This window comes from Dysgonomonas reticulitermitis (assembly GCF_054601275.1).
Map to the genome: position 1 here is coordinate 1 of NZ_BAAHWU010000099.1, position 3,266 is coordinate 3,266.

At 38.6% G+C, this 3,266-nt stretch carries 4 protein-coding genes; 1 reads left to right on the forward strand and 3 read right to left on the reverse strand.

Annotated elements, in window-relative coordinates; translation table 11 throughout:
- Nucleotides 1-102: 102 nt before the first annotated feature.
- Nucleotides 103-798, forward strand: a complete 696-nt coding sequence (locus ACYPZI_RS15660; protein ID WP_459603263.1) for a recombinase family protein — start codon at nucleotides 103-105, stop codon at nucleotides 796-798.
- A gap of 10 nt (nucleotides 799-808) precedes the next feature.
- Here the strand turns inward: ACYPZI_RS15660 and tnpC are convergent, their stop codons facing one another.
- The 3 genes from tnpC to tnpA are packed head-to-tail and all read right to left on the reverse strand — an operon-like array spanning nucleotide 809 to nucleotide 3,147.
- Complete coding sequence (tnpC, locus tag ACYPZI_RS15665; RefSeq protein ID WP_459603265.1) at nucleotides 809-2,404, reverse strand: IS66 family transposase; 1,596 nt, start codon at nucleotides 2,402-2,404, stop codon at nucleotides 809-811.
- Between the two features lie 51 nt (nucleotides 2,405-2,455).
- Nucleotides 2,456-2,818, reverse strand: a complete 363-nt coding sequence (gene tnpB, locus ACYPZI_RS15670; RefSeq protein ID WP_459603267.1) for an IS66 family insertion sequence element accessory protein TnpB — start codon at nucleotides 2,816-2,818, stop codon at nucleotides 2,456-2,458.
- The gene (tnpA, locus tag ACYPZI_RS15675) at nucleotides 2,818-3,147 is read right to left on the reverse strand and encodes an IS66 family insertion sequence element accessory protein TnpA (RefSeq protein WP_459603269.1); all 330 of its coding nucleotides are present in this window, start codon (nucleotides 3,145-3,147) and stop codon (nucleotides 2,818-2,820) included. The genes tnpB and tnpA overlap by 1 nt, the downstream gene beginning before the upstream one ends.
- Between the last annotated feature and the right edge of the window lie 119 nt (nucleotides 3,148-3,266).

Sequence of the window (3,266 nt, forward strand, 5' to 3'; positions counted from 1 at the left end):
GTAAGCATTCGGTCAGATGCATCTTTTTTGAGATATTCATAGTCTTTACCTTTGCATAATCAGGAGTTAACAAACATTTAACGAGCAATCAGTTTATGCAAAATGGATTCAGAGTATAAAAAAACCTATATATCATATCTTCGTCAAAGTAGCATTAAACAGCAGATCAGTGGTCTTGGAATCGAGGCCCAAAGGGAGATTATAAAAAATCATGTAAAGGATGGGAGCAAAATTCTTAAGGAGTATACAGAGACCGAGACCGGTAAAAATAATCATCGTCCTATATTAACTGAAGCTTTAGAACAATGCAGACAAAGTGGCTCTATATTAATCTGTGCTAAACTGGATCGTTTATCACGTAATGTAGCATTTACCAGTCGATTATTGGAAAGTGATGTTGAGATTGTTTTCTGTGACTTTCCAAAAGCCAACCGATTAATACTCCATATTATCAGTTCTATAGCTGAGTATGAAGCCAAGTTGATATCAGAGCGAACCAAGCAATCATTAAAAGCAAAAAGAGATAAGGGGATAAAATTAGGTAAGCCGGAGAATCTACTGAACAATCATAGCCGGGCTATAGCCAATAGTATCAAAACCAATAAGTCTAAAGCACTCAACAACGAGAACAACAAACGTGCCTTGATCCTTATTGTGATGCTCCGAAGGGAGAATAAAACATATCTACAGATTTCTCATACACTAAATAAGCAGGGTTTTAAAACCAGTAGAGGTTACAGATTTACAACCTCTCAAGTATGGCGTTTATATAGACGTTATCTAAATAGTTATAAGTAATTCAGCTCTTTTACGGGAGTTTTAATGCAGAAGGCCTCCATTTTCCGGGCAACAGTTCATCTAGCTTTTGTATAGAATGATCCTGTATCCTATTTAATACATCGGTAAGCCAAAGAATTGGGTTTACACCACATACCTTGCAGGTACCGAGCAAGGAATAAATCATGGCTGCCCTTTCTGCTGACAGATGATTCGAGCAGAACAAATAATTTTTGCGTCCCAAAGCTAATGGCCTTACGGCATTTTCCGCCAGATTATTATCAATGCGATATCTACCATCCAATACATAACGAACCAGACGCTGATAGATTCCATAAGTATATGACATAGCCTGCCCTATTTTTGATTTGGGCAATACTTTGGGATAATTCAGATCAATCCATTTCTCAAAATCGCGAAGGATTGAATACGATTTTTCTTTGCGTAATTTTTCTGTTTGCTCTTTAGTAAGATTGTCATCGGTGATCTGCCGTTCCAATTCATAAAGTTTACCTATTTGTTCGAGGGCATATTCTGCCCTTGGCGGATCATTTCCTAATGCCTGCTCAAACTTCCGCCGGGCATGGGCCCAACATCCTAACAGTAGTACTCCCTGTTTTTTCTCATAAATATTATAAGCTCCATATCCGTCACTCTGCACCGTACCTTTAAAGTCTTTGAGCAGGTCTACAACTACATATTGCGCTCTGGATCCTTTATCATAATGAAAAAATAGTTGCTGTTTTTCCGGGGAACGCACCACCCAATGATACCCTTTGCGGGTTGCACCCGGTTTGTCTTTATCCAGTACAGGGATTGTGCTTTCATCTACTTGTATATAATCACAACTCAGCACATTGTTTTTCAACCTCTGATAAAGTGGCTCTAATAAATCAATGGCTGATGCACTCCAATCATTAACTGTCGATGCTGCTAAATGAACACCAATACGCTTAAATATTTCTATCTGACGATAATAGGGAAGATGATCCTGATATTTACTTACCAATAAATTAGCCAACAGGGAAGCACCGGCATTGCTCCTAGGCAAAGGTAAGCCGGGTAATTCACCTATAATGATTCCTAAGCCATCTTTTAATGCATATTTCTTACGAACGATTTCGCGTATATAAAGCTCTCCGGGAATATACTCCAATATTTCAGTTATTTCCTCACCAATACATTTAGCATCTTCGGGCAAAGAATCAGGTTCGATTATCTCCCGGCGACGTATCAGATGCTCAGGCAAAGGTTTCCTGACCGGATGTTTTTTTATGAAATCATTATTTTTGCCTTTTATCTGCGGACTCTTTTTAGATACACCGTTCAGGTAAATCTTTTCTTCCTCCAACTGTACTAAGCCATAAAAATCAAGGCTTAACTGATTCGGGTCTTCTTTTATATAGCGTTCCGAAGAACGGCCAAACAGTGTTCGTCGTAGATAAAACAGTTCATCACTAAGTTTCGATAATTTGGATTGTAGCTGGCCACAATCGGACTGCAATTTATGAACATCCGATTCTAACTTATCATTATCAGATCGCAGGAAAGTATTTTTTAGCTCTAACTCCTGATTACGAAGGAGGGCTTCTTCTAATTTTTGTTCCAATTCCTGCATCTTTTCCATATGTTAAAGATACAAAAACCGAGTGACATACACAAGCTATAAAGCCTTTATTTATGCGGTTTTATGTGGAATGTTATATCTCTTTTTACGGATAACACGATTTAAGCTGATACCTTCGACCATGAGCACCAAATCACACCATGATAAGTGATAATGTCCTGTTGACTGATTTAGTCTGGGAATACTTATTCGCCCGTACTCTAAACGCTTATGATACACAACCAGGCCACCTCTTTCCCAATGCAACAGTTTAATACGGGTTCGGGATTTGTTGATAAACACAAAGACCTCCCCATTCAAAGGATCACGATTCATCGTATCCCTTACGATACCGCATAAACGATCAAACCCTCCCCGCATATCTACTGGATGGGAGCATAAATAATAGCGTAGAGAATCATTTAGATTAAACATTAATAAAGCTTGATTAAATCTACCAGCTGTGAGGTGTTTTTAGAATATACCCGCAGGGTTACGCCATTGGGATATATTATCTCTATGGTAAAACTTTCTTCCGGATTTGTCGGGGATATCTTCTCTGGCTGACTGACCTCAATAGGGTGAAAGCTGGGGGCAGATGATTCTTCTTCAGGGAACATATTATGTTCCTGCATATAATGATTACGCCACAAGTAAAACTGATTATCTGTCCAACCGACCTGAGTGTAAAATTCTCGTGCCATTAATCCACTACGAAAATACTGTTCGATGATAGGATAGGCCTGCTTCTTCGTTAAGCGCATAGTCACTCGTTTCTTCTTTTGCATAAACTGATTGCTCGTTAAATGTTTGTTAACTCCTGATTATGCAAAGGTAAAGACTATGAATATCTCAAAAAAGATGCATCTGACCGAATGCTTAC

Coding starts and splice junctions, on each gene's coding strand:
- tnpA (WP_459603269.1), bottom strand. CDS start 3,147: ATGCGCTTAACGAAGAAGCAGGCCTATCCTATCATCGAACAGTATTTT.
- ACYPZI_RS15660 (WP_459603263.1), top strand. CDS start 103: ATGGATTCAGAGTATAAAAAAACCTATATATCATATCTTCGTCAAAGT.
- tnpB (WP_459603267.1), bottom strand. CDS start 2,818: ATGTTTAATCTAAATGATTCTCTACGCTATTATTTATGCTCCCATCCA.
- tnpC (WP_459603265.1), bottom strand. CDS start 2,404: ATGGAAAAGATGCAGGAATTGGAACAAAAATTAGAAGAAGCCCTCCTT.